Origin of the sequence: Enterococcus infantis (assembly GCF_049166715.1) — a bacterium.
GTDB classification, from domain to species: domain Bacteria; phylum Bacillota; class Bacilli; order Lactobacillales; family Enterococcaceae; genus Enterococcus_C; species Enterococcus_C leclercqii.
The window spans coordinates 404,283-427,779 of record NZ_JBMHFB010000001.1; the positions used below are offsets into that span (position 1 = coordinate 404,283).

Here is a 23,497-nt window from a genome sequence, read left to right on the forward strand (position 1 = left end):
TTCCCGGAGTTTTTTGTCTCTCGCAGGGATTGACTGCTTTTCTTTGGTTAGTAGTTGAATACACCGCCTGTCACAGGCTGTGATGTGGCCGTTTGCAGCTTCACCTTACTGCTTTTGGCCTGTTAAACCATACAAAGAAGAGCGAGATTCAATGTGAACCCCGCTCTTCTCATAATTAACGACGTAATCCCAAAGCTTGGATCAATTCGCGGTAGCGAGCCACGTCTTTGTTACGCAAGTATGCCAACAAGTTACGACGGTGACCGACTTTCTTCATCAAACCACGTTGTGAGTGGTGATCTTTCTTGTGAACACGGATATGCGCATTCAGTTCGTTGATCTCTTCAGTCAAAACAGCGATTTGAACTTCTGGAGAACCAGTATCTCCTTCAGAACGTGCGAATTGTTTGATGATTTCGTTTTTGCGTTCTTTTGAAATTGCCATTTTTTTCACCTCTTTCTCTGTTTGTCCCCTGCAGCTGAGTATCACGTTGGTGAATCGTCAAACCAAGCAGCAGTTGGTGTGTTCTGCACACAGCTAATACTTTACCGGAAACCTACCGAAAAGGCAAGTGTTTTTCAATAGAATCAGGGCATTTAGCGGCGGTGGAAAAAGCTTTGAATATGTTATACTGTAGGTGATCTTGTTGCCCAAAGGATTGGCAGCAAAGGGATCGGATTTCTTAAAAATTTCTTGTTTTTGAAAGGGAGAACATACATGAGTGTCTTGAGTCGCATTGAAAGCATGCGAGGTGAACTTTCCACGGCAGAGGCTAGTCTGTTTGCATACATCAAAACCCACGCAGACAAAGTTCCTTCAATGACTGCTGAACAGTTGGGACAAGCAGCTAAGATTAGTGCCCCCACCGTGGTTCGTTTTGCGAAAAAAGTTGGTTTTCAAAGCTTGGCCGACTTCAAAATGCAGCTTTCAGTCGACAACCAACAACCCGCTCTCGGGAAAGGCTACGCCGATTTGGATCCAGAAGCTTCTGTTGATGAGCTGAAACGATTGTTTTCCCGCAATGCCCAGGTTACCGTGAAGGAAACATCTGACATCCTGCAAGAAGAAGAATTACTAGCGGCAATTCAGCTGATACGCAGCAAAGAACGCTTATTTGTAGCCGGCGTCGGTGCTTCCGAGTTGGTGGCTGTCGATATCCGCCAGAAGTGGAGTCGATTAGGAAAGCCCGTGACGGTGGAAAACGACTACAACGCTCTTTTGCCCCAGTTGGTAAATGCCGGCGACAACTCCTTACTCTGGTTGATTTCCAACACTGGTGTTACTCCCGAAATCTTACATTTGGGGGAAACTGCAAAGAAACTGGGCATCCCAGTCATCACCCTGACTCGCTTGGGTCACAATCCGCTTAGTAAATTAGGTGACGTCTCGCTGCAAGTTTCCCGCGGCAAGGAATCCGATTTGCGCAGTGCCGCCACCAACTCAATCATTGCTCATCTTTTGGCCATTGATTTATTGTTTTATATCTACATCGGCAAAGATCAAAAAAATGCCCAACGGATCCACCGCTCTTATCAAAGTGTGCAGGACTATCGAGAAACGTACTTGTAGAATTCACCCCATGAAAAATAGTTTCAATAAAAAAGCCACAGCAACTCGTAAAATCGGTTGCCGCGGCTTTTTTACTTACTTACTGGGCAGCTTTTTGCCTACCCTTCCTCGTTTTCCGTCGCTTTGCGCACAAAACCTTTTGCTGCTTGCAGGCGGCGTTTTGCTTCTGCTTTTGGTGCTCCCGTCAAAAGCATAACGATAGCCAGTTTGACGTTTTTATCAGCTGCTTCAAAATAAATAGCCGCTGTGTCGTAGTCTGCATCAGTAGCTTCCATGATGATTCGCTTGCTGCGTTCGACTAGTTTTTCATTCGTTGGTCGCACGTCTACCATCAAATTATTGTATACTTTTCCAATTCCAATCATAGCGATTGTAGAGATCATGTTCAGGATCATCTTTTGTGCACTGCCAGCCTTCAGTCGTGTCGATCCGGTAAGAAATTCCGGCCCACAGTCTACCTCCACAGGAAAAGTGGCGTGCTGTGAAATCTCAGCTTCTGGATTGCAAGCGATTGACGCAGTGGTCGCGCCGATTTGAGTGGCATAATCCAAACCACCGATGACATACGGTGTTCGACCGCTGGCAGCAATTCCGATTACCAGATCTTTTGCAGTCAACGCGAGTTTCTGCAGGTCAGTTTTGCCTAAGTCGGGATCATCTTCTGCCCCTTCAACGGCAACTGTCATCGCTTCTTGTCCACCAGCAATCAAGCCAATGACTAGTCCTGGATCAACACCAAATGTTGGCACACATTCGGCGGCATCCAATACACCCAGCCGCCCACTGGTTCCAGCTCCTATATAAATAAGGCGTCCTCCTTTTTCAAAGGCAGCAACAGCGGCTTCAATCACCGGCTGAATAGCAGGTAGTTGTTTTTTTACAGCTTCTGCTACTTTATGGTCTTCTCGATTCATTTTTCCCAATGCTTCAGCGACAGTCATTTGATCCAAATCAAAGGTGTCATTGTTGCGTCTTTCAGTGGTTAATTTGTCCAAGTCGATTGCTTTCATCGTGGACCTCCTATTATTCATCGCAGTCTCTGCTTTTTTCAGCTTCTTAATTTATGATACAAAAAAAGCAACTTCTTCGCAACGAAATTTCTTTATTTTAAACTTTTATATGAATTTACATTTCACAAACAAGTGAAAAAGTAGACAAGCACAAATCTTGTCATATTTAAGTAGTTATTTTAAGATGATTGCCAGATTCATATGTAACCATAAAGGAGACTGAACATGAGCCAACTCTTAGCAATCAAAGCCCACCCAATGACCAGAGAATCTTCCCGTTCTGTCCGTATTTTTGAAGAATTTTTGGAAGATTATCAACGGGCAAATCCCCAAGATACGATAACTTGCGTCGATCTTTATGAACAGACTATTCCTGAAATCGACGGTGAAATTTTGCTGGCCTGGCAGCAACTGCGACAAGGTGATGCTTTCCAATCCTTGTCAGAAAGCCAACAAGAAAAATTGACAGCTTTTGATCAGGCGACGCAACAATTTTTGGCTGCCGATAAAGTCGTAATCACCAATGCGCTTTGGAACTTGAATATCCCTAGCCGGCTGAAATCCTGGTTTGATACCATCTGTGTAGCAGGAAAAACCTTCCGTTACACCGAAAATGGTTCTGTAGGTATGGCATTGGGTAAAAAAGCCCTCCACATCCAGTCCAACGGCGGAACCTTCAACGGCAAAGACTTTTCTTCTCAGTATGTCAAACAAGTGTTGCAGTTTGTCGGCATTGAAGAAGTGGATCAACTGTTCATCGAAGGCATCGATCATCATCCCGAACAAGCGGAAATGATCCTGTCTGCGGCTTCTGCCAATGCTCGTGAATTGGCCCAAACATTTTAATTACTTAAAAATTTTGTCGGCTGCTTCCATCTTGCACTACTGCTGAATACCAAACGAAAACTAGCTACTCACCCTCAGCTTCTTTCAGCTGAGAATACTGGGCGGGATAGTTGGCGTTTGGTATTTTTTCGTACAACTGACCTCTGTCATCAAATTTCTGTGATGCGTCCCAAAATTACTTCTCTGGTGGCACCGGTAGCACTCGGAACATTGTTTGGCAATCGGTGCAGGGTATGTTGGGCCAAGATGACCATTGCCACAGCTTCTTTGGCATCTGATGAAAAGCCTAACTCCTCTTGAGTCAACACATTCATATTTTTCGAAGCGGTTTGCCGGATCATCTCCATCAAAACCGGATTGTAGGCCCCTCCGCCGGCTACGATTAGTTCACAGGAATTTTTTGTCAACTGGGCAGCTGCTTTTGTGATTGATTGTGCTGTCAGCATCGTAGCAGAAGCAATCACATCTTCTGGGGAAATATCAGCTGTTTCTTGTAGAATTTGATCCACAAACGGCTTTCCAAAAAGCTCTCGACCAGTCGTTTTAGGATAGGGTAGGCTAAAATACGGCAGTTTCAACCATTTCTCTACCAACGATACTTTCACCTGACCACGAGCTGCATGGGCGCCATTGTGATCGTAGGCTTCATTGTAAAAATGACGAGTCAGCTCGTTGATGACCATATTGCCGGGACCAGTATCAAAAGCGACTAAATCAGACAGCTTTCCGCCTTTTTTGATCCAAGTCAAATTGCCAATGCCACCGATATTTTGCAAGATGCGATCTTTATCGGCAGATCTGTAGCAATAAAAATCAGCAAAAGGAACAATCGGTGCCCCTTGTCCACCCACAGCCAAATCCGCTTCACGAAAATTTGAGACAACCCGGCAGCCTAAGCCCTGTGCCAATATCGCTGCATCCCCTAGTTGCAGTGTCGAAGGCCCATACACGCCTTCTGTCACTGGTTGATGAAACATCGTTTGTCCATGAGAAGCAACATAGGCTAAGTCAGCAGGTACTACTCCGTTTTTCTGACAGAGTTGGCAAACAGCTTCCTTATAGGCCTCAGCCAAGCGAAAATTCAGATTTGAAACCTGCTGCATAGACAACTGTTGCGACTCCAAGCCGCGTCTTATCTCTTGTAACAGTCCTTCTGGATAATCCATGGTAGCAAAATCCACCAATGTTACTGTCATATTTTCCAAAACGCCGTCAATCTCTACCAATGCGGTGTCAATCCCGTCTAACGATGTGCCACTCATGATTCCTACTGCCAATACCATCCTATGACTTCCTTTCCATCTTTATCGATGTTTTTACAAAAACTATTTCAAATCCTTTTTGCCAGAGTCCGTCTTTTTTAGCTTCTGTTCATTAAAATAATGAAACGCCCCTTGCAAGATACCCTCTTCTGTGACTGGTAACGTATCAAAAGTTGTACCTAATAATTCTGCCACTCTTTGTCTCACAACGGGATTTTTTGTTAACACCGAACCTGAAAACACCAACGGCAATCCCTCTGGAAGACCCGCCTTTTCTTGCAAATTTAAAACCAGCTGCACCAAGTATTCTGCTGCTTGGCGCAAAATCGCCTCTGCTTCTGCAGTGGCTGAATTTGCTACAAGAGGAGCGTAGGCCGCAATTTCTGCTTTACTCAAGGTGTAAAACTTACGGATTACCTCATAAGGGTCTGCACTATTTTCTTTTACCATCAGCTCATTTGCCAACCCAAAGAATTTATGTGGAGAATCGGCAGCTTTACAGACCTGCAAAAAGCCCTGCTTTCCAATCCAATAACCGCTGCCTTCATCCCCTAAAAGATGTCCAAAGCCGCCTGCCCGAGTAAAACTTCCTTGATAGCGGGCGTAGGCAATCGAACCAGTTCCTGCGATCAAGAGAACACCGTCTTTTCCCGCCAGTTTGCCATACAATGCTAACAAGGCATCATCAATTAGGTAAATCGGCCCATCAACTACCGCTAATTCTCGGCTTAGTGCCTCTTGAATCCCCGCAGTTGCCAGACCGGCAATTCCCAGGACGATACCGGCACAAGGCTGGTTTTCTTCTGCCAGCAACCTCAATACCCCTGACTTGATAACTTCGATGCTCCCAACAGGATCAGCAATTACATTAGCTGGTCCCAGTGTCACCGTTTTTCTAAGGCTACCTGTCTCTTCATCCAAAGTAACAAAAGTAGACTTGGTCCCGCCGCAATCGCCACTTAAAATAAAAGCCGTCATTTGGAACCTCCATTAGTGGACTGCGTCGTTCTTTGTTCCCGCTGCTGCTTTTTACGGCGATTTTGTTCAAAAAAGACCACCCCAAAAAACAGGCACAATCCATAGCTAAGCCAAAGTGCCCAAAAAGGCGTCCCCGGGATTGCATAAGGAATAAAAATTACCAACAGCGCCACCAGTGCCCACCGCCAATGCCAGCGAGCAAATACGGTTTTAGCGAATTTATCTACAGCAAAATAGGCGGCCAAGATGACTGCCAGACCGGCAAATACAAATGCGAATTTCAGCAATAGTTCCATGACATACCTCTTTCTTTAAAAAAAGCCGGAAAACAGCACTCGCTGTCTCCGGCTGCTACGGATCACCTTTTAAGCCGGGATCTCGCCTTTTTCTTTTTCTAATTGCTCTTTGTCATACATTACCACAAATGGGAAGTAAATGATGACTGATAAGATGATCAGCAATACATTCAGAACAGCTGCTCGCCAGTCACCTCCACAAGCCAGGTATGCACCAATCGGCCCAGGCAATGTCCAAGGTGCAGTTACCGTTACTTTATTGACTAAGCCCGCTTGCGTACAGAACCAAGCAATCGTTGCTGAAATCATTGGTGCCACAATAAATGGAATAATCAAAACCGGATTCAATACAATCGGTGTACCGAAGATGATAGGTTCATTGATATTAAAGATTGACGGAACCAATGCAGTCTTGCCCAGCTTAGAAGCATATTGTGATTTACAGTAAAACGCCAGTAAAATTGCTAAACCAATCGTACAACCTGATCCTCCAACCCAGATAAACCATTGGAAGAAAGGCTCAGCGGCAATATTTGGTAATGCCTTGCCATCTGCCAAAGCGGTAGTGTTGCCTTCTAATAACTGCAACCACAAGGGACGAGCAATCGAGCCGATAATGGACACACCGTGGATCCCGAAGCTCCAGAAGAAGGTAATCAAGAATACCAGCAACAAGACAGAAGGCAGTGAGTCAGCAGCAGTGACTACTGGAGAAATCAGTTTGGCAATAAAGGTATGCCAGTCAAATTTCAAGAAATAAGTGATGGTCGCCATACCTAAGATTACGACGATTGTTGGTGTTAGGGCTTCAAAGGAACGGGCAACTGACGGTGGAACCTGTTCTGGCATTGTGATTTTAAACTTGGATTTGTCTGTCAAACGGAAAATTTCTACCGCTAAAATCGCAGTGATGATACAAACAAACATCCCACCACCGCCAAGGTAAGTCATCGGCAGAACAAATCCTGAAACACCTGCGGCATCCGCTGCTTCTGCTGGGATATTTACGGGAGTAAACGTCAGCAAAAAGGCAATCGTAGCTAAGATCCCACCAGAAAGTGCATCCAGTTTATAAGAGCGGGCCAAGCTGTGACCGATACCAAAGGCCGCATACAGACTCATGATGTACATGGTCATGCGATAAGGCAACAAGATTGTCGTAGCATTGGCCGACAAAAACTTATACAAACCCCAGTCTTGTGGGATTGGCGGGAATGCAACGATCATAAAGAATGAACTGACAATAATCAATGGCAAAGTAGCAACGATCCCATCTCGGATCGCTCGTAAGTGACGTTGTCTCCCAAGTTTTTCCATAGGCCCTGCAAGATGCAGCTCCACGAAATCCGTTATCTTTTTAATCATGTTTCTTCCTCCTCTTGGTTGGACCGGCCCTATCGATAACAAATTTGACCGGTTTGATTTGTACGAAGGCGCCCCTTTTTGGGTTCGCTTTCATTTACAGTGCTATTATAGCTTTCATGAAATGAAATTTCAATAGTAAAAATATAAAATTGATTTTTTATTTCTATAACTCTATAATTGATACATATAAAGGGGATACCTTACCGAATCAGCAGTCTCTTTTTATTTCAGGCTGCGCCACGTAATAGTGAAACTTTTTTACGGCTTGAAGATATTGCCAACATTGATACTTAAAAAGAGAGGGGAACAATCATGCAGAATATCTTATGGGGCGGGGCCACCTCAGCCAGTCAATATGAAGGCTGGGGGACTCGTAAAGGCTTGGATACACAAGATGTGCGTCCTTACTTGCCACGAACCAGCGTGGCAACCACTGCCACTCGTTTATTGACAAGAGACAACGTGTTATCTGCTTTGACACCAGATAACGACAGTAACTATCCGTTTCGTCGAGGCGCCCAAGGAATCGAACACACCGATGAAGACTTGGACTTATTGGAAGAACTGGGATTACAGATTTACCGGTTATCTATCAGTTGGAGCCGCCTCTTTCCAACTGGCACCGAAGAAACACCGGATCCTGAAGGCATTGCCTATTATGACCATATTTTTCGCCGCCTGAACCGTGCAGGAATCAAAATTTTTGTGACGATGAATCACTACGCACTGCCAGTCGAGTTGGTCTTGTCTCAAGGTGGATGGACAAATCGAAAAACCATCCTGCACTACTTACGTTTTGCCCGTACAGTACTGGAGCACTGGGGTGATCTAGTGGATTATTGGTTACCTTTCAATGAAATCAACGCCGGTTATTTCAGCCCCTTCAATGGGTTAGGGGTGTTGCGAAAAGAAGATGGCAGTTACGATTATAACCAGATTTTCCGCGCCCTCCATCACCAGTTTGTCGCCAGCGCAAAGACAATCCAACTAGGGCGCCAATTGGGCATCAAAGGACAATTTGGCAGTATGATCGCCTGTTTCTGTTACTATCCATTGACACCTAAGCCAGAGGATAATCTGAAGTTGGTTTTGGACGAGCAGATCAATCAATGGTTCTGCATGGATGTCTTGTCAAAAGGCTACTACCCTTATTATATGAAACGTTTTTTTGCTCAACATCAAGTTGATCTGGCTGAAACGGCGGAAGATTTGGAACTATTAGCGGCCTACACTTGTGATTTCGTTTCTTTTTCTTATTATTCTTCTAGCATTGTAACTACAGAGGAAAGTGGGCAGCAACAAGCAGGCAACTTGGTAGCGACTCACAAAAATCCTTACCTGAAAGCTAGTGATTGGGGCTGGCAGATTGATCCAACCGGGTTACAGACCACCCTGCATAAAGTCTATGATCGTTATAACAAACCGGTGATTATTTCGGAAAATGGTTTTGGCGCCCACGACCAGCTGACTGCTGATGGAAAAATCCATGATGACTACCGTATCGACTATTTTGCCAAGCATTTCGCTGCTATCAAGCAAGCTGCGGCAGAAGGTGTCGACCTGCGCGCGTACATGGCTTGGGGAATCATCGACATCGTATCCGCCGGCAGCTGTGAAATGGATAAACGCTATGGTGTTATTTATGTAGATGCTGATAATGTCGGAAATGGCTCTTACGCTCGCTATAAAAAAGACAGCTTTCACTGGTATCGTAATTTCTTACAACAAAATCGCTGAATAATGGCAGTAAACTTACCGTGATAAGCTTCGAGCTCGAAGCTACACACAGTAAAACCGCACCGAACCTCCGTCAAAAAAGCGGAAGTTTGGTGCGGTTTTTATTTTATTCTGTCTCAAACACCATCACCGGTTGCTTCGCATCGTGACGACCGCTGCGGTGCAAACCTTTGTGACTGGCTTTTTCCATATTGGTCACCAGCACCAAAATATCAGTGGCTTTCCCCTTGGAGCGGATCAGCTCCAAATCAACTTTGGCAAGCAAGGTATCGGGGGTGACGCTTTGTCCTTGTGCTACTTGCAGGTCAAAGGGCTCTCCTGCTAATTCCACTGTATCGAGTCCCATATGCAACAGAACTTCCAACCCATTCTCTGTGGTGATTCCGATTGCATGCTTTGTCGGGAAAATGTTAGAAACAACGCCCCGCACCGGCGCATAGATTCGCCCGTCTTCTGGGATTATCAGGTAACCGTCTCCCATCATCTTGTCAGCAAATACCTGATCGCTGCACTCGGTGACTGGTTTGATGATTCCGTTAGCCACACTATGAAATGCGGCTGTACCGGAAATAGCGGTTGTCACTACTGCTTGTTCTTGCTGTTCTGCTTCCAGCGATTCTTTTGGAATTCCAAAAGCCAGCGTTGCCGCAAACCCGCCGGCATAGGCACCTAAAAGACCCAACACGTAACCCCACCATTGGCCGCCACCAATCAGCGGAATTAATGCTACACCGGAAGGCCCAATAGCCGTTGCCCCAACATTGCCCAATCCGCCAATGATTGCACCGCCAATCCCGCCACCGATACAGGCAGTGATGAAGGGACGTCCCAGCGGCAGTGTCACACCATAGATTAATGGTTCACCGATTCCCAAGATTCCTACCGGTAATGCCCCTTTAATCATCTCGGTCAACTCTTTATTTTTACGCAGACGAATCCACAATGCGAATGCGGCACCCACTTGTCCGGCACCAGCCATTGCTAAAATCGGTAACAGTTGGGTAGAACCCGTCGCTTCGATCATCTGCGCATGGATTGGCGTTAAAATTTGATGCAAGCCGAACATCACCATCGGCAAGAAACTTGCGCCCAGAACAAAGCCGGCAAAGGCACCGCCAACTCCCAATACCCAATTGATTGAACCCACTAGTGCGTTGGAGATAAATCCTGCAAGGGGCATAATGAAGAAGATCTCAGCTAGTCCCACTGCTAACAGACACAATGTCGGCGTCACAATGATGTCCACCGCTTCTGGCACCACTTCATGCAGTCGTTTCTCAATCTGCGCCAACAGCCAAACTGCAAAGATGACACCGAGGATTCCACCTTGTTGCGCTGCCAGTGGTTGTCCTGTGAATAAGTTGGTCAGTGGCGCATCCGGACGCATACCGGTCAAGGTCACGACACCCCCAATTACTCCCCCTAATGTCGGAGTGGCTCCAAAGACTTGCGCTGCGTTCACTCCAGTATAAATCACTAAAAAGGAGAACATTCCATTTTTCAAAATATTCGATAAGTCCACAAATTGCTGCCACGTTGCTGCATCTAAATTACCGGCCGTGATATTATTGGCAATAATCGAGCCAATCCCCGCTACTAGCCCCGCCCCAACAAAGGCTGGAATCATCGGTACAAAAATATTAGAGATGTCTTTTAGCAATGCTTTTAGCGGTGACTGTTTTTGTTTGGCTTTTTGAGCGGCCTTCATTTCAGCAGCTTTAGCATTCAGCGCTTCTTTGCCGCTAGCACTATCACCGACAACAATGGCTTCTCCCAAAGCGACTCCGGCTTGGGCTGCCATTGCTTTAGCAACCTTATTTACTTTTCCAGGACCGATAATCACCTGCAGCTGCTGGTCATCGACAACTCCTAAAACACCGGGAATTTTTTGCAAATATTCTTTATTGACCTTCTCATGATTTTTAATGGACATCCGTACACGAGTCATGCAATGGTTTACCGACTCCACGTTTGCCATGCCGCCAGCTCCTTGGTAGATTTCTTGAGCCAGCTGTTCGATTGTTAGTTCGTTTTTCGCCATGCTTTCACTCCTCTTATATGATTGCTTCTGTAATCGAGTCGCCTACTAAGGTTTTTTTCACGAATCCGCCTGCTGCTGTCAGTTTAGCTGCTGCCGTTTCTTTTTCACAATTTGTCAGCAGCATCACAATCGCCAATTTCACATTTTGATCTGCTGCTTCAAAATAGCGGGCTGCGGTTTCATAGTCTGCCTCTGTTGCTTGCATGATGATCCGCTTGCTGCGTTCCACCAGCTTCTCATTGGTAGCTTTTACATCTACCATCAAATTGTTGTAAACTTTGCCAATCCCAATCATCGAAATAGTTGAGATCATGTTCAAAATCAGCTTTTGCGCCGAACCAGATTTCAGCCGAGTTGAACCTGTCAAAAATTCAGCGCCACAATCAACTTCGATAGGAAAATGCGCGTGTTTGGAAATTTCAGCATCTGTATTACAGGAAATTGTCGCTGTCGCTGCGCCTATTTGATTGGCATAATTCAGTCCCCCGATTACATACGGCGTTCTGCCGCTAGCAGCGATGCCCACCACCAAATCATTGGCATTCAGCTGCAGATCTTTTAAGTCTTGTTGTCCCAATTCGTAGGAGTCTTCAGCCCCTTCAACAGCCACAGTCATTGCAGATTTTCCACCGGCAATTAACCCCACTACCATTTCTGGTTCGACACCAAAAGTCGGTACACATTCAGCAGCATCTAACACGCCTAAACGTCCGCTAGTTCCTGCACCCATATAGATTAAGCGGCCGCCTTTATTAAAGGCCTTGATTGTTTCTTCAATGACCCATTGAATAGCTGGCAGCGCTTCATTGACCGCTAGCGCTACTCGTTGATCTTCCCAGTTCATTTTGCGGCAGGCTTCTGCCACTGACATTTCATCCAATCCAAACGTGGCTTCATTTCTGCGTTCTGTCGTCAGTTTGTCCAAATCGATTGTTGCCATAACTTCACTCCTTGTGTTTTTTTCAGTGCTGTCCCCGCACCTTGTTACGATGTATCTTTCCTTGGTCCTTTTGAAACTAACTTATTTACTATCCACCTCCACATCTATTGCTGAAACAGGGAATTAAAAAAACAAACATTCTATAATTAAATAACTATTTCAAAAAACCTTCCTAGCTTCAGCGGCTTCAAATAGTTTATTAGAAGAAGAGAAAACGCTTTATCTCTTCAAAATAAATATACGATACCTTGCAATATAAATCACGTAGAACACTAGTCATATTTTCTTTATTATCTAATCTTTTTCTCGAAATAATTATCATGTACCAAAAAATCAGACCCCAAAACCGTTCTTTTAAAACAAAAAAACCTCCTGCGATGAGGAGGTAGAAACCATAATTAGTCTTCACTTGAGATATATAGGCGGTTACCGGCCATTTCAATATCACGTTCAGCAGCAAAAGCCGTCAAAATTTTTTCATGGAGCTGGGTGGCAACTTTGGTTCCCTCTGTGTAGCAAACAGGATAGCGAATCTTCAATGCCACTCCTTGTTCCTGAACATCGATGATTTTTTGCGGACTTGGCTCACCGTCAAACAGTTGGAATTGTATCTCAAACTTTTCTCGTTGACGTGGATCGGCGAAATAAGTTCGCTGAAACTCCTCATAATATTCTTCGGTCACTTGTAACATGATTTGATGTGCCTTTTGCCAATCGCTGGTAAAGGTGACAAGATAGCCAATCTCTTTCCAGACAAAAGGGGTCAGCTCATTATAATTGGTCACTTTTTTCGACAAAATGATATTGTTTGGAAATTTAACGGTACGCCCAGTGGGGGCTTCGGCAGTATACCAGTTCCCCAACTCCATTAGAGTAAAAAAAAGCGGATTTACCGATAAGACTTCTCCTTTCAGGTCGTCGATTTCAATGCGGTCATAGACCCGAAAATGGTGTCGATTTATGATTAAAAGCCAACCGACGATATTGCTAATCAAACCTTTGACCGACAAGCCAAGAAAAATTGCCCCCACCAGCACCAAAATCAGCAAAGCATCCAGTGCATTCAGCCAAATCCAAGTGACTCCTATAACAAACAGTAGTCGCAACAAAAAGCGACTAATGCTAAAAAATACATTTAGTGCTTTGATATCTTTCATCTGCTTAAGTGCCAGATGACTGACCAACCTCTCGCAGATAAACCAGAAAACTGCCAAGATCAACGTCATTGCTAGTTTTCCAGTAAATTCAGAAGGATCTTTAATATTCGCCACGATCTCCTTGAAGATCCCATCAAAAAAGCTGCTGATCTGCTGGTCCATTCCCTACCTCCTGCTTTACTGACCTTATTTCCAGACTACCGCAAACTCCTACTTCTCGCCAAGTAAAAACCGTTGCCCAATTTCCGGCAACGGTTTACTAATCAACGGCGACGCAGGTAGCGATACTCAAAAATCAGATTGTCACGATGGTCTTCCATCCAATCTTCCAACTTTTGGCGCAATGCTTCCAATGTATCTTTTTGATCAATGTCATCAATCAAATTTTGCAATTCTCCAGGGTCTGCCGCCAAATCGTACAATTCGTCAATATCGCCGGCATTGAAGACGTATTTCCAATTTTGCCAGCGTAAAGCTCGTTGCGAGAATAAGACCGCGCCAATCCCGGAACATTCCGTTACGACACAGTCCCGCCACTTGGTAGCTACTGCTCCTTCTTTAATCAGCGGCAGCAGTGAACGCCCGTCGCGGGAAACCGTTTCTTCCGGTAGTCCAGCGGCATTCAAAATCGTAGAATACAAATCACAAGTCTGAACAAACTCAGCAATCCGTTGCGGTTGCTGATGTTCAGCGGTTCCTGCAGTTTCTGGCGCCGGTAATTTAAGCAATAGCGGCACACTGGTGATTTCTTCATACATAAAGATTGCCTTGTCACACAAACCATTGTGGATGCCTAGCGATTCCCCGTGATCTGAGCTGAAAATGATGAGGGTATTATCATACAAATCTTGTTCTTTCAAAAATTCGATCAAACGACCAATTTGATAATCAATGTGGCTCATATTGGCATAATAATGCCGGATGTAAGGAACAAATTCTTCCCAATCCGTGTTGTTGGCTCGTTTGACGTCGTGGATTCGCGGCTTATTGTCGCTGTCGCCGGCGTAATTTGACCACGGTTCAATTGGCATGTCACGGTAACGGTCCAAAAACTCCGTCGGTGCATAGTAAGGCTCATGTGGCCCCCAGAAATTCAATTGGAAATACCAGGGCTCCTCCTGCTCCTTGAACTCTGTCAGCCATTTTTTCGTGCGTTCCACCAAAAAATGCTCAATGGTCGTATCCAAGCCCGAAGTAATCTCTCCTGCTTGATGGGACGTATAGTTGCCGGAAATGATGTGTTCAATCTTGGTTTCTTTGCCCAAACTGGCAACATATTCCTTCAACTCATCATAGATATAGCCGCCAAAACCATGTCCAGGAAAATCATCCCCCTGGTAGCCAACTGTCGTAGGAACCGAACGGGCATCTAATGCCAATTCGGCAAAATGGATATCCCCCATGTATTGCTGGATATACCCATCGTTACGAACAGCCTCGGCACCGGTACCCAAATGCCACTTGCCGGTGTAGCCAATCTGATACCCTGCCGTTTGCAAGCGGCGACTCAAAAGCTCCGGTGTGTCCGGCAATTCTTGAACCATCGTGCCGTAGTTGTAAGAATTCGTCAACATGCCGTGATGCATCGGATACAGTCCCGTCTGCATTGAAGCTCGGGCCGGTGTGCAGATTGGACAAACAGCATAGGCATTGTCAAAGGTCAAACTGCTGTCAGCCAGCGCATCGAGATTTGGTGTTTCAACGGGCAAATTCCCGTAAGCTGATAACGTGTCTTTTCGCTGCTGATCAGTCAGAATGAAAAGAATATTTGGTTGCTTGGTCATTTTGCCTCTAACTCCTCTCGTTTTTGCCAGTATGCTTTTCCTTGAGAAAATTCGAAGTCCCCTAATTGGCCTGCTTGTTCCAGTAGGGCTGCCCGCATATCCGCCAATTTTTCAGCGTACTCTGGTTTTTCAGCCAAATTATCCATTTCTTTAGGATCTGTTTTCAAATCAAACAGCTGCGTGTAGCGTCCAAAATCAGTCGCATACTCAATCAGTTTGTAGTTTCCTTGCAGCAGGCCACGGATTTTTTCTGTAAAGCTGAGGAAAATAGTGTCTCGCCCGCCGGCATTTTCCGTAATAACCGGCAACAGGCTATGACCAAATAGCCCTTCAGGAATTGGTGTTTCTGTATATTCCAAGATCGTCGGCATGATGTCCAATAGCAGTGCCCGCTCAGTGATTCGTTTTCCTTTTGGCAAACCAGGCCCAGACATAATCAGGGGCACATGAATACTGTGTTCATACAGATTTTGTTTGCCCATTAGCCCGTGTTGCCCAATAGAAAGACCATTGTCCCCACTGAAGATAATCAAGGTATCCTCTAATTGTCCGGTGGCTTCCAGTGCATCTAAAATCGTGCCGATGCGCGCATCAATGTGGCTAATCATGGCATAATAGTCAGCGATATGTTGTTTGACTTTTGCGGCCGGCCGCGGGTAGACTTCCAAGCTTTCGTCTCGCTCTCGCTTCACGTCAAATTCAAAAGGATGTTCTGGCAGGAAGTTTTCCGGCAAAGTGATGTTTTCAGCATCATACATGTTTTGATATTCTTTAGGCATTGTTCTTGGATCATGAGGTGCCAAAAAAGCCCCGAACATGAAGAAAGGTTTATCATTAGCAGCTGTTTCATGAATTTTTTCGATAATTTTATCGGCAAATAGATCCGTGGAATGCTTGCCCATCGTTACGTGATCGGCAGGCATTTGAATCGTGTGGTTGGTGGAAAACGGATCTTGCGTGAAGGTTTTCCAATCTTGGTATTCTTTATGAATATCAAATTCATTCACCGGTACATTCCAGTGGTCCCACATCCCGCCAAAAAAGATCTCTCCGCCATCGGTAAAAGCCCGGCCGTACCCTTTGATACCATTGTGCCATTTGCCGATGCCGACAGTTTGATAATCATTTTTTTGTAGCTCTTCTCCTAAAATGGCATGCTCATCTGGAATCACCGCTCCTAAATCTTGCAGCTCAAACAAGTGCTTGGAGGTGTGCATCATCGCTCGTGAAGGCATGCAAACCGCTCCCGAGGTTCCGCCGGGGATATAGGCATTCTCAAATGCTACCCCGTTTTCGACTAAACGATCCAGGTTTGGTGTTTGGATTTCGTCATTTCCCAGCGCGTGGATTGTATCAAAACGCTGGTCATCTGCCAGCAAAAACAGAACGTTTTTCTTCATATCGATTGTCAGCTTCCTTCTGTATCAGATTGTCAGTTGAAAAATTTATCATAAAGCTTAGTGATTGTCTCTTTGTCACCAAGAGTACGCTCGTCGGCTTTTTGCATCAAAGCTGCCGCAATGTAGAAGATATCTTCGTTGACTTCTTTTTCACTCTTGGCTGCGGCAACGTTACTCCAAATCGCAATCGCATTGGCGGCTGATTGTTTCAGCTGCTGCGGTTGAATTACTTGTTTTTGCGGGAAATTCACTGGGCGCCAATCCGCCATGATTTTTTCATAAGTCGGATAATCATAAGAAGCGTGTTCCCCCAAAACATAATAGAAATAATTGTCATTGTGATTGATTACTGTATAGCCTTGCTCCAAGAAAATTTCCACCGGTGCCATATTACGATCCCAACGTGTCCAGTAGCTGACCACGCAGTCTTTTGAAAGATGCAGTCCTTCTGTTCGATTCACTCGATAAAAGCCGTCATTCCAAACCAGTGGCACAAAACCCAACTGTCGCACATATTCGATAGTCTCATTGACGTATTCGATAAAGACCTCAATCCCGCTAGCTGCTGAACCATATTTTTCAGCCGCATATTTTTCCAAAGTAGGGTAATCGTGAAGCTGGTCAAAAGGAATGAATTCGTCAGCCCCAATATGGAAATAACGACAATCACAAAATAGCTCGCCGTATTCTCGGTAAAGGGAATGAATAAAAGCAACTGCTTCCGGATTTAAAATATCCAATGCCTTGGGATCTTTTTGGATACTGCCATCTGCCATGCGCTTGTCCAGACGCCATTCAGGCTTGTCCGCCAAGGCATGCATCAGATGACCTGGCGTATCGAGGTCGGGAATAATTTCAATATATTTGGCATGGGCATACTGGATCAGCTCCCGTACCTCCCCTTTACTCAAGTGTTCCTTGGAAGCCAGCCACGGGTATTGCTCAGATTCAATCCGAAACCCTTCATTCTCTGAAAAATGCAGCTGCAGCTGATCGAAATTAAAGAGTGCCAACAGATCAACCAGTTCTTTCAAAGCTGCCAATGAAAAGTATTTGCGTCCGATATCTACCATCAACAGTTTTTCCTGTGTACTGGTAGCAATCTCGGTTTTGCCGATTTGCAGCTTGTCGCTAACATCTTCTTGTAGAAAAATCATGCTGCTCTTAAACAATTCTTTTTCATCGGGAGCGGTAATTTTGACAGTGCCGTCTGCCAACACCTCGATGCTGCTTTTAGGAGACTCAGGAGCAATTGACAGCTGCAGTTCCCCTTTTTCAGAAGAGACGAGTAGTTCCTCGTCGTAAAAACGCTGCCAAATCCGATTGAACGCTTTGGCACACGCCAATGTCCGATTGCCGGCTTTTATAGTGTTGATTTGCATGACTTTTCCTCCAACTCATTTTGTCCCAGTAATCTGTTTGCCAAATATGTGGGAAATAAATTATTTATTATTGCTTAGGTGAAAAGCGCCTGATTGAAAACGACCCCACCAACGTTCCAATGGATTGTCTGCTTCTCGCAAGAATAGACCTAACAGCAAGCTATTCACGTAACTGAACAAGACGCCAATCACAACTGCCTGCCAATTATAAGCAAACAGTCCCAAGACCAGAACACTCCAATTCAGCCATTTTAAAACTACGGATACACCCAATCGTGGGCGGTACTTATGAACAATTAGCGCCACCACATCTAGTCCGACTGTGGAGGTATCTGAAGACAGACACAAGGCATAGCCGGCAGCGATAAACAAACTGGCGAAAAGAAAATCCAGCGGCAGATTGAATTGAGCTGTAATCGGCGCCAAGTAAAACAAACTGAAAAAGATGTTGTAGCAGATACTGGAATACACCGAGCGCAGCAAGTTGCCCCGCCCTAAAAAAATGCCGCTCAAAATCAACAATAGTAAAGTGATGCCATTGGTGAACCACAGCAACGACCAGCCAGTGAATTCATTGGCAATCATCGACAAGCTGGTAACCCCGCCGTTGATGATGGCATTGGGCTTCATCCATTGTGCATAGGCAAACCCCAACAATGCCGTTCCCAACGTGACTTTTGCCAATGCCGGGCCTTCTTTTCTGATAAATTTTTGCAGATTAGTCATCCATTAAAACTCCTTGATCAGACCATCATAAGCGACATCGAATCCATGAGGGGTAACCAGATCCAGCATCTCCTGATGAGTCAGTTTACTATTGTGAGAAAAGTGGTTGCAGACAAACTCGGTTTTTTCATCGACAATTCCCAAAGCCAACAACCGCTCCCGTGTTTTTAAATTATTGGGAAAGCCCTGGTGATTGCGAACGCTGTTGTCAGCTTGATGGTTACAGTCGATGGACACGTAATGATAAAAGGGCCGCTCAGTTTCCAGATAGTCCCATGTTTCTTGTGGAAACTCTCCGGTATCGTGGGCGTAAAGCAGGCGACGATTGCCATCCGTGATGTCATACATCAGACAGGTTTCTCGCTGATCATGATCTGCCGCCAGCGGTGTCACTTCATAATCCAACACAGGGAAGGACTCAAACGGTGTCACCAGATGAAAATCAATGCGGTCTTTCTCCCAGTAGCCTTCTAAGTCAAACACCCGCTTCATGAAATCATAAACCCGTTGATTGCCGTAAACATTCAATGTCTGCGGGACTTGTGGTACATAGCCGCTCAGGCGCAAAACCAGCTCTTCAGCATAAAAATGATCTGAATGGCTGTGAGTGACCAACAGATGACCAATGTTGGACAAATCAAACCCGTACTTCAAATAATGGGCATAGGTATCTCCTGGCAGATCAATCAATAAGCGATCATCCACGAGGGATTGGGAACGTGTCCGAATATCTTTACCACCGTTTGCTTTTGCCTTTTGACACAGGGGACATTCACAGTACAGCGCCGGTACGCCTTCTGCGGCGGCGGTCCCAAAATACTGCAGTTTCATCATTATTTCCTTCTTTCTCTCAATCATTCATTATTTTTCAGGGGTACCCCTTTAAAAACGGTTCACACATTAATGGACAGGAGGGGCTGCCATCGCTAATAATGGCTGCAAGACTTGTTTCAAAACTTCCCGATAGCCGCAATAGCCATCATCTTCAGCTCCGACATAGCAGGCATCTTTCATACGTTTGCAGCCGCCACGACACATCTTGTAAAATTCGCACCCCGCACAAGTCCGATAGTCTCGTTTGTCACAGATAAAACGCTGCGTCAAAGGCTGTTCAAACAACTCCCGCAACGTCTGTTGAGTGATATTGCCGACGCACATCTCATCCAGCACATAAAAATCACAAGGATACACATTTCCATTGGCTTCGATTACATACTGCATCTGGCAGCGGCCCAGCATTCCACAGGAACCTACAACACCATTTACCAGCAGATTTGTAATATCGTCAAAGAGTTTCACAGAAACGCACTGTCCCTGCTGCATTCCTTGCTGCCAGAGAGTGAAAAGTTCACCATAAAAAGCAGCAAACCCTCTTGGTGTTACCGCAAATTCATTTTCCTCTTCTCCTAGTTCTGCCAAACAAGGAATAAATTGGATAAAGGAAATCGCCTCTTGTTGGATAAACTCCCAAACCAAAGGAGCATTTTCTGTCATCTCCTGCGTCAGTACACAGAGTATGTTGTATTCGATCTCGTAACGATCAAACAGCTTTTTGGCAGCCAAAACCCGCCCATAGGTCCCTCTGCCGGCAGCATCTGGACGATGACGATCATGAAACTCAAGCCCGCCGTCGATCGAAAGCCCCACTAGAAAATCCTCTTCTTTTAAAAAGCGGCACCATTCTTCATCGATCTTGGTTCCATTGGTTTGGATTGCATAGGATACGATTACTTTTTTAGACTGTGCTTTCACCAAGCTAGTAAAATTTTTAAAATACTTCAAGCCGGCCAAGGTAGGTTCTCCCCCTTGAAAGCCGATGGTCAAGCGGTCTCCGTCTTCCAAATCTGCAAAAACATTCTCAATCAGTTTCCCCGTGACCTCTGGCTTCATCCGTCCAAAAGAACGTACTTGCCGCATGGAGCTGATATCCGCATAAAAACAATAACTGCAACGCAAATTGCATAAAGAAGAAGCCGGCTTGATCAAAATTTGAATATGTTTCATGATTTCCTGCTCCTTTCCATCCATCTTTTAAAAAGACCTCTGTATAATAGTTTATTTATCAAACGCTTTCAATAGTGGCTAGCCTTCCGGGGATGTGTAACTTTTGACTGCTCTTTGTTTTTTTACTTTTGTCACTGCTGGCAGCCGGCGCATCCCCTATGCTTTTTCCTTCAGCCCGCTACAACGCCTCAAAAAAACACCGTTTCGAAAACAGACCCTTGCAGCCAGGCCTCGTTTTCGAAACAGTGTCCAATTTTCAAATCTGTTCTTTTTGCCAAGCTGCAAAAAGGTTATACATGTTCCCGATCAAAACCATTATGCTCAATGACATCAGCCATCCAGAAGCTGGATTTTTTCGGTGTCCGCTTGAAGTTATCCTTCAGATCTACTCGATAGTAGCCATAACGGTTTTTATAAGCATTCAGCCAGCTCCAGCAGTCAGCAAAGGTCCACAGGTGGTAGCCAAAGCAAGGGGAACCTTCTTCAATTGCCCGGTGCAACTCTTCCAGATGATCTTCGATAAATTCGATACGATAGTCATCTTCAATAATCCCGTCACCATTTTCAAAGCGCTCTTCTTCAGAAACACCCATGCCGTTTTCAGAAATATACCATGGAATATCTTTGTAGCTGTCTTTTAGGCGCATTGCGATATCATAGATGCCTCGTGGATAGATTTCCCAGCCACGGTGAGGATTGATGCGTTTTTCCGGCCAGTCGTAGCCTCTAAAGAGATCCCGAGGTTCGCTGATTGGCCATACTTTTTGGTCTGCCGGTACAGCTTGAACTCGCAGTGGTTGATAGTAATTGCAACCCACAAAGTCAACGGTATTGTTCAAGAAAATTTCTTTATCCCCAGCTTCTGTCACAGGTGCCAAGTCAGCTTCTTTCAACATGTTGACAAATTCATCAGAGAAAGCCCCGTTCACCGCGCAATCCAAGAAGCTGCGGATATAGATATGATCTGCCCATTTCGCTGCTTCCAGATCTTCAGGTGAATCACTCTTAGGATAAACTGGCGACAAGTTCAAAATGATAGAAATCTTGCCGTCGTTGTATTTTGATTTACGGAATTCAGCTACTGCTTTGGCATGGGCCAACATGGTATGGTAGCCGACTTGCAACGCCCGTTTGAAATCGTGAACTTTTGGCCAGTGAGCGTCTCCGTAATAACCGCATTCGATATGAACCAGTGGCTCATTGAATGTCGCCCATTTTTTAACGATATCACCAAACTGCTCAAATGCCACACTTGCATAATAAGCAAAAGCATCCACAGATTCCCGTGCTTCCCAGCCGCCTTTTTCCATCAGCCACCAAGGCATATCGAAATGGAACAAGTTGATAATAGGCTCAACACCATTGTCGACCATTTCTTGAAAGTAAGAGCGATAAAAAGCAACCGCTTTAGGATTCAATGTTTTACCATCTGGCAAAAGACGCGTCCAGGCAATTGATGTCCGGTAAGAATTCAAGTTCATTGCCTTCATGTTGGCAACTTCTTCTTTATACATTTCGTAAACGTTAGAGGTATTTTCCGGTCCTACTTGATCGTAGAAGAGTTCCGGCTCCATTTCGAACCATTTATCCCACGTTGAAGGGCTTTTGCCGTCTTTAGCTGCTGCGCCTTCTGATTGAGGGGCACTAGTTGCTGCTCCCCACAAGAAACCTTTTGGAAATTGATACATGTCTGTTCCTCCTTAGATAATGTCCTGCAACGAATCTTGCCGACGACCTCGCATATGATATTGCTGCGCTTCTTCCATATCCGGTGCTTCTTGCAACAAAACAGGTCTTTTGCAAATATCTTAGCGAACCTGTTTTTTTAACCGGCTGTCGACGCTTCGTGAAAAATTTTACGGATACGGTTTACATTGCCATTTTACTATTAATTTTCGTTTTTTGACAGCCCGTTTCCCAAGATCGAATATGTTTTTACTGCTTGTTATAAAACTCGACCATACCGATAAACAAAAGCGTCCTTTGCTTCCCAAGCTGCAACTTATTTATCAGGGATACCAAAAATATCATTTGCCACTGAAAGGCTCGCCGACTCTGTTAAAGACGTGTCATTCATGCGCAGCAGCAACCGTTCAGCAGACAATTGGCCAATCTTTTTGGTAGGTGCTTTGATGATGATTCGGTCATTTCTGAGTTCTGCCATCTCACTAGTATAGTCATAGTGCGCCAACAACAACTGGCTCCCCCGCGGATCACCGCTAGCCTGCAAGTACTCCAAAGCGCCCATTGCCATATTGTAGTTGGTCACCAACAAGGCCGTAATTCCTTGTGACAAAAGTTCTTTTGCCCCGTTATATCCGCTGGAACGGGAGTAATCCCCAATAGCTGTCACTAGCTGAACTTGCGGATAGGCGGCAGCCGCATCTTCGGCACCGGCCAGACGTTCTCGAGCCACGAAATCATTTTGCGGTGCGGCTAAGATACCAATTCGACGGTGTCCAGCAATAGCAAAGTGGGCCACTACTGTTTCAACACTCTTATAATCTTCTACCTGGATACGATCCACGCCGGCGATTTGTGCTGGACTATTGATCATCAAAACTGGAATATCCAACTCCGCCAAGCGCTCCATGCCATCCCAATCCTGTTCTGACATAAATACGATTAACCCATCCACAGCATGCTGCATCAAGTAGTCCAACTTTTTATCTACCATGGAAACATCGCCTTTGAACCCGCTCAAAAGAATGGAGTAGCCGTTTTCTTCCATGACGCCTTCAATTGCGCTGACTGTCTCTGCACCAAACTGACTGGAGATGCTATTCATCAAGAGCCCCACCGAAAAACTGCGATTATTTTTCAGCCCTTTGGCGATGATATTTTCCTTATAGTCCAGCGCTTCGATAGCAGCAGCAATTTTCTCCATGTTTGCAGCCTTTAACTGCTGCCCATTGAGATAACGCGAAACACTGCCCACTGAGACGCCTGCCAATTTGGCAACTTCACGGATGGATGACATAACGTAGGTTCCTTTCTTC

At 45.2% G+C, this 23,497-nt stretch carries 20 protein-coding genes; 3 read left to right on the forward strand and 17 right to left on the reverse strand.

Going from position 1 to position 23,497, the window contains the following annotated elements; all coding sequences use genetic code 11:
- Positions 1-175 precede the first annotated feature (175 nt).
- The gene (gene rpsO / locus ACOMA8_RS01795; protein ID WP_161898535.1) at positions 176-445 is read right to left on the reverse strand and encodes a 30S ribosomal protein S15; all 270 of its coding nucleotides are present in this window, start codon (positions 443-445) and stop codon (positions 176-178) included.
- Positions 446-718: 273 nt separating this feature from the next.
- Between rpsO and ACOMA8_RS01800 the strand changes: the two genes are divergently transcribed.
- A complete protein-coding gene (locus ACOMA8_RS01800; RefSeq protein WP_421367946.1) occupies positions 719-1,570 on the forward strand; it encodes a MurR/RpiR family transcriptional regulator in 852 nt (283 codons plus the stop codon).
- Between the two features lie 98 nt (positions 1,571-1,668).
- On the opposite strand, the gene murQ (ACOMA8_RS01805) is transcribed toward ACOMA8_RS01800, so the two are convergent.
- The gene (murQ, locus tag ACOMA8_RS01805) at positions 1,669-2,580 is read right to left on the reverse strand and encodes an N-acetylmuramic acid 6-phosphate etherase (protein ID WP_421367949.1); all 912 of its coding nucleotides are present in this window, start codon (positions 2,578-2,580) and stop codon (positions 1,669-1,671) included.
- Between the two features lie 225 nt (positions 2,581-2,805).
- On the opposite strand from murQ (ACOMA8_RS01805), the gene ACOMA8_RS01810 reads away from it, so the two are divergent.
- A complete protein-coding gene (locus ACOMA8_RS01810; protein WP_161898538.1) occupies positions 2,806-3,426 on the forward strand; it encodes an FMN-dependent NADH-azoreductase in 621 nt (206 codons plus the stop codon).
- Positions 3,427-3,575: 149 nt separating this feature from the next.
- Here the strand turns inward: ACOMA8_RS01810 and ACOMA8_RS01815 are convergent, their stop codons facing one another.
- From ACOMA8_RS01815 to ACOMA8_RS01830, 4 genes are all read right to left on the reverse strand, one after another.
- A complete protein-coding gene (locus tag ACOMA8_RS01815) occupies positions 3,576-4,709 on the reverse strand; it encodes an anhydro-N-acetylmuramic acid kinase (RefSeq protein WP_421367953.1) in 1,134 nt (377 codons plus the stop codon).
- 42 nt (positions 4,710-4,751) lie between these two features.
- Positions 4,752-5,666: an N-acetylglucosamine kinase gene (locus ACOMA8_RS01820; RefSeq protein WP_421367956.1), complete on the reverse strand. Its 915-nt coding sequence runs from the start codon at positions 5,664-5,666 to the stop codon at positions 4,752-4,754.
- Positions 5,663-5,962, reverse strand: coding sequence for a hypothetical protein (locus ACOMA8_RS01825; protein ID WP_421367959.1), 300 nt, complete (start codon positions 5,960-5,962; stop codon positions 5,663-5,665). Before ACOMA8_RS01825 ends, ACOMA8_RS01820 begins: the two co-directional genes overlap by 4 nt.
- A 69-nt stretch (positions 5,963-6,031) precedes the next feature.
- Positions 6,032-7,327: a PTS sugar transporter subunit IIC gene (locus ACOMA8_RS01830; RefSeq protein WP_161898542.1), complete on the reverse strand. Its 1,296-nt coding sequence runs from the start codon at positions 7,325-7,327 to the stop codon at positions 6,032-6,034.
- A 312-nt stretch (positions 7,328-7,639) separates the two neighbouring features.
- Between ACOMA8_RS01830 and ACOMA8_RS01835 the strand changes: the two genes are divergently transcribed.
- A complete protein-coding gene (locus ACOMA8_RS01835; protein WP_421367962.1) occupies positions 7,640-9,064 on the forward strand; it encodes a glycoside hydrolase family 1 protein in 1,425 nt (474 codons plus the stop codon).
- Between the two features lie 106 nt (positions 9,065-9,170).
- On the opposite strand, the gene ACOMA8_RS01840 is transcribed toward ACOMA8_RS01835, so the two are convergent.
- The 11 genes from ACOMA8_RS01840 to ACOMA8_RS01890 all read right to left on the reverse strand — a co-directional run bounded on the left by ACOMA8_RS01840 (position 9,171) and on the right by ACOMA8_RS01890 (position 23,478).
- Positions 9,171-11,105 carry a glucose PTS transporter subunit IIA gene (locus tag ACOMA8_RS01840; RefSeq protein WP_421367965.1) on the reverse strand — a complete coding sequence of 645 codons (1,935 nt, stop codon included), beginning with the start codon at positions 11,103-11,105 and terminating at the stop codon, positions 9,171-9,173.
- Positions 11,106-11,118: 13 nt separating this feature from the next.
- On the reverse strand, positions 11,119-12,045 hold the full coding sequence (gene murQ, locus ACOMA8_RS01845) for an N-acetylmuramic acid 6-phosphate etherase (protein WP_421367968.1): 927 nt from the start codon (positions 12,043-12,045) through the stop codon (positions 11,119-11,121).
- A gap of 398 nt (positions 12,046-12,443) precedes the next feature.
- Entirely contained in the window at positions 12,444-13,364 is a 921-nt protein-coding gene (locus ACOMA8_RS01850) for a mechanosensitive ion channel family protein (RefSeq protein WP_421367971.1), read from the reverse strand.
- A gap of 101 nt (positions 13,365-13,465) precedes the next feature.
- Positions 13,466-14,986 carry a sulfatase family protein gene (locus ACOMA8_RS01855; protein WP_421367974.1) on the reverse strand — a complete coding sequence of 507 codons (1,521 nt, stop codon included), beginning with the start codon at positions 14,984-14,986 and terminating at the stop codon, positions 13,466-13,468.
- On the reverse strand, positions 14,983-16,386 hold the full coding sequence (locus ACOMA8_RS01860; RefSeq protein ID WP_421367977.1) for a sulfatase family protein: 1,404 nt from the start codon (positions 16,384-16,386) through the stop codon (positions 14,983-14,985). The genes ACOMA8_RS01855 and ACOMA8_RS01860 overlap by 4 nt, the downstream gene beginning before the upstream one ends.
- Before the next feature lie 32 nt (positions 16,387-16,418).
- Positions 16,419-17,768, reverse strand: a complete 1,350-nt coding sequence (locus ACOMA8_RS01865) for a family 20 glycosylhydrolase (protein WP_421367980.1) — start codon at positions 17,766-17,768, stop codon at positions 16,419-16,421.
- Positions 17,769-17,828: 60 nt separating this feature from the next.
- Positions 17,829-18,494, reverse strand: a complete 666-nt coding sequence (locus ACOMA8_RS01870) for a YitT family protein (RefSeq protein WP_161898550.1) — start codon at positions 18,492-18,494, stop codon at positions 17,829-17,831.
- A gap of 3 nt (positions 18,495-18,497) precedes the next feature.
- Positions 18,498-19,328, reverse strand: coding sequence for an MBL fold metallo-hydrolase (locus tag ACOMA8_RS01875; protein WP_421367983.1), 831 nt, complete (start codon positions 19,326-19,328; stop codon positions 18,498-18,500).
- A 66-nt stretch (positions 19,329-19,394) separates the two neighbouring features.
- Positions 19,395-20,498: a radical SAM protein gene (locus ACOMA8_RS01880; protein ID WP_421367986.1), complete on the reverse strand. Its 1,104-nt coding sequence runs from the start codon at positions 20,496-20,498 to the stop codon at positions 19,395-19,397.
- A 290-nt stretch (positions 20,499-20,788) separates the two neighbouring features.
- Complete coding sequence (locus ACOMA8_RS01885; RefSeq protein ID WP_161898553.1) at positions 20,789-22,186, reverse strand: glycoside hydrolase family 1 protein; 1,398 nt, start codon at positions 22,184-22,186, stop codon at positions 20,789-20,791.
- Between the two features lie 314 nt (positions 22,187-22,500).
- Entirely contained in the window at positions 22,501-23,478 is a 978-nt protein-coding gene (locus ACOMA8_RS01890; protein ID WP_421367991.1) for a LacI family DNA-binding transcriptional regulator, read from the reverse strand.
- Positions 23,479-23,497: the final 19 nt, after the last annotated feature.